The organism is Micromonospora sp. NPDC005710 (assembly GCF_040630995.1).
Lineage (GTDB): Bacteria > Actinomycetota > Actinomycetes > Mycobacteriales > Micromonosporaceae > Micromonospora.
The window spans coordinates 1-3,523 of the sequence record NZ_JBEXYP010000063.1; the positions used below are offsets into that span (position 1 = coordinate 1).

Consider the following 3,523-nt stretch of genomic DNA (forward strand, 5'->3'; position numbering starts at 1 on the left):
GGCGGCGGGCGCACTGGGTCGTGCTCGGCGCGGTGCTGGCCCTCGCCGGGGTGGCCACCGCGGCGACGCTCTACCTGACCCGGGACCGCTACCCGGACCTGGAGTTCACCTCGCTGCGCGAGCTGTCCCGACCGCCGGCCGGCGCCGAACGTCCGCTCGACATGTGGACGGCGGTGCTCGACGACCGGGCCTACCTGGCGTTTCCGCTGCCGGACGACCGGCTTGAGGTGGTGGCCGTCGACGCGGGCGACGGCCGCGAGGTGTGGCGCGAACAGACCGACGTGCAGGCCGACGACTGGACGGCGATCATCGCCGTCCCCGGGGCGGTCGCGGTCCTCGCCGACGCACCCGGCGACAGCACCCCCCGACCGCTGGCCGTCCTCGACGGGCGGACCGGCGAGCAGCGCTGGCAGCGCGTACTGCGGGGCGACGACGACGTCTACTTCGCCGACGACACGGCGGTGCTCGTGGACCGGGCCGCTGACGAACTGGTCGGCCTGCGCCTGACCGACGGCTCGGCGAAGTGGACCCAGCCCAACCCTCGCGGCGAGTTCACCGGTGGCCGAACCGTGGTCCGGCCGGTCGGCACCGACGCCGCGGCGGGCGGGCCGGCCTTCCTCGACGGCACACCCCGCGACCCGTGGACGAGCAAGGGGCGGCGACTCGTCCAGGTGGGCGCGGACCGGTCGGTGCGAGTGCTCGACATGGCCTCCGGCGCCGTGCTCCGCCAGTGGGGCAGCGTCGCCGACCTCGACGACCTGGTGGTCGCCCACGAGGACCGCCTGTACGTGGCCGCCAACGAGGGTGGATACCAGGTGCTCGCGTACGACCTGGGTTCCGACGCCGAGCCGGTGGTGCTGTACCGCTCCGGGAACGACGCGTACCGCCCGAAAGAGCTGGTCGCCTGCGGTGAGCGGCGGGTCTGCCTGTTGCAGGTGCCGGACAACGACGTTTCGCGCACGGCTGTGGTGGCGGCCACCGAGGGTGAGCGCACGATCAGCTGGCCGGCGCCGGGCGTGACCGGCCTGGTGCCGCTGGGCGAGCAGGTGCTCGCCCAGCGACAGTCCCCGGAGCCGACAGTCACCGTCTTCGACGCCGACGGCAAGCCGGTGTTGCGGGACCGGGGCGGGGTGGCGGTCCGCCTCGACTCCGGCAACCTGTTGGTTTTCGCGAAGGCGCCAAGTGGGATAGCTGACAACCGGGTGCTGGCCGGGGTGTGGGCCGAGTCCGGCAAGGTCGACGAGTTGGGTGAGCTGAAGGACGTGCGAAGCTCGTCCTGCTCGTGGAACACCCACGTGATCGCCTGCGCCGCGGAGAAGGACTTCGTGCTGTACCGCTTCACCGACGACTGACGTCACCGCCCCTCGGGCCGGCTCGTACGATGCTCCGGTGAATCTTCGAGGCACGGTCCGCGCCGATCGTCCGTTGGTGGTTCTCGCCGTGGGCGAGGAGGCCCGCTACCTGCCACCCGACCTGCCGGTCCTGCTCACCGGCATGGGCAAGGTGAACGCCGCCAGCGCGGTGGCGGCGGTACTGGCCGCCGGGCCACGTCCCGCGCTGCTGCTCAACCTGGGTACGGCCGGCGCGTTGCGTCCCGGTCTGGTCGGTATCCACGAGGTCGCCACGGTGCTTCAGCACGACCTGGACACCGACCTGCTGCGCACGCTCACCGGCGAGACCTACGGGGCGCCCCTGTCGCTGGCCGCCGAGGGCGCGGTGCTGGCCACCGGAGACACCTTCGTGGCCGACGACGCCGAGCGGGACCGGTTGGCGCGGCGCGCCGACCTGGTCGACATGGAGGGGTACGCGGTGGCCTGGGCCGCCGCGCAGGCCGGGGTGCCGTGTCGACTGGTCAAGCAGGTCAGCGACGAGGCGGGCGACGGTGCCGCCCGGACCTGGCAGGAGTCGGTGGACGCCTGTGCCCGCGACCTCGCCGACTGGGCCGCCCGACACGTCGCCTGACCGCGCGGGTTCAGTCGCCGGACTGCCGGAACCGCAGGCCCGGCGTGGTCTCCCGGGCTGCCCCGGGAAGCAGGACGTGACCCGCCAGCCCCAGCCCCACGACCACGGTGACCAGCACCGGCGGCCAGTGGCCGGCCCAGGGCAGCACCAGCAGCGGCACCACCAGGCAGCCCAGCCGCCACCACGGCGCGTTCGTCGACACCAGCAGGGTGAACAATGCGCGGCCGATCACGAACAACGTCGGGCCGCCGATGATCAACAGGAGCCACGTCGCCGGTGTCGTCCCGCTCGGCCGGGAAACCACCAGATCGAACGCGGCCGCCGTGCCCACCACGCCGGCCAGCATCACCAGATGGGTGTACGGGGCCACCCGCGTCGGCCGGCCCGCCCTCGCCCCGGCCTCCAGCAACTCGCCGGCCCGGAAGACGTAGACCTGCCACATCAGCAGCATGAGGCCGAAGGCGCAGAACAACGCGGTGACCCGGATGCCGTGCAGGTCCTCGCGGCTGACCCGCATGGTCGGCACCAGGATGATGTCGCCGAGCGCCAGGATGACGAACTGCTGGTACCGCTCGCCCAGGTGCCCGGTCGTCCGCTCGTACTGGTCGATCGGCACCCGACCCAGCCACGGCGTCGGGTAACGGGCCGCCGAGGAGAGCAGGTCGATCACGATCGCGATGGTCCAGAGCGGCCAGTTCACCTCACCCGACACCGCGCCGCTGATCCAGAAGACACCCGACACCACGAACCAGAACAGGAAGCGGGTCGCCCGGATCGTGGCCGCCCGGTGCCGCTGCCGGAGCAGCGTCGTGATCAGGATGATCCCGCGAGAGACGTGCGTGGCGACGTACGCGACCGCGAAGATCAGCGCGTGCCCGGCGGTGACCATCGGCAGGGACGCCGCCATTCCCACCGAGCCGACCATGGCGATCATCAGGATGGCCTGGATCGGGCGTTGCTGCGGGTCGTAGAACTCGGTGGTGGTGGCGGTGACCGACCAGGTCCACCAGATGGCCGTCAACATCAGCAGCACCTTCGCGCCGCCGGACCAGGAGAGGTTCTCGGTCAACAGCGTCGAGGTCAGCGCGAGGGCCGCCACGAAGACCACGTCGAAGAGCAACTCCAGCAGCGTGGCCCGCGTCGAACCGTCCGGCCGGCGTACCAGTGCCGCGGTGCCTCCGGTGGTCATGCCCGGCCTCCCGCCGTGTCTTCGAGGATTATCGGCGGTGCCGGCGCGGCCCGTCCCCGGATCGGCGATTCCCGCCGGCCGGGGAAGAGGACGGCCGGAGGTTGCCCCGACGGCGGACGCCGGGCGATGCTGTACCGCATCCAATAATTTCGATCTCTTCGGAGGTTCGGATGCGTCGCTCCCCGCTGGCCGCCCTCGTCCTGACCATCCTGCTGCTCGTCGCGCCCGGCGCGGCGCAGGCCGCCGTCCCCGACCGGGCCGCCGCGCCCGCCGCCGATGCTGGGTGCGGCGGCGCTACGACGACGCCGTCACGGTCTGGTGGGACTCGCCGGGTTCGCCGCGGTCGGTGTCGCCGCCGTCCTGTCCCGCCCG

At 72.5% G+C, this 3,523-nt stretch carries 3 protein-coding genes and 1 pseudogene; 3 read left to right on the plus strand and 1 reads right to left on the minus strand.

Features of this window, described 5'->3' with window-relative positions; translation table 11 throughout:
- Positions 1-1,352: PQQ-binding-like beta-propeller repeat protein (locus ABZ406_RS30850; RefSeq protein ID WP_357769093.1), on the plus strand; the 1,352-nt coding region annotated here is incomplete at its 5' end.
- A 37-nt stretch (positions 1,353-1,389) separates the two neighbouring features.
- Positions 1,390-1,962, plus strand: coding sequence for a nucleosidase (locus tag ABZ406_RS30855; protein WP_357769095.1), 573 nt, complete (start codon positions 1,390-1,392; stop codon positions 1,960-1,962).
- A 10-nt stretch (positions 1,963-1,972) separates the two neighbouring features.
- On the opposite strand, the gene ABZ406_RS30860 is transcribed toward ABZ406_RS30855, so the two are convergent.
- Positions 1,973-3,151 carry a low temperature requirement protein A gene (locus tag ABZ406_RS30860; RefSeq protein WP_357769097.1) on the minus strand — a complete coding sequence of 393 codons (1,179 nt, stop codon included), beginning with the start codon at positions 3,149-3,151 and terminating at the stop codon, positions 1,973-1,975.
- Between the two features lie 170 nt (positions 3,152-3,321).
- Here ABZ406_RS30860 and ABZ406_RS30865 point away from each other — a divergent pair.
- Positions 3,322-3,523: pseudogene (locus tag ABZ406_RS30865) on the plus strand (hypothetical protein); the annotation flags it as partial.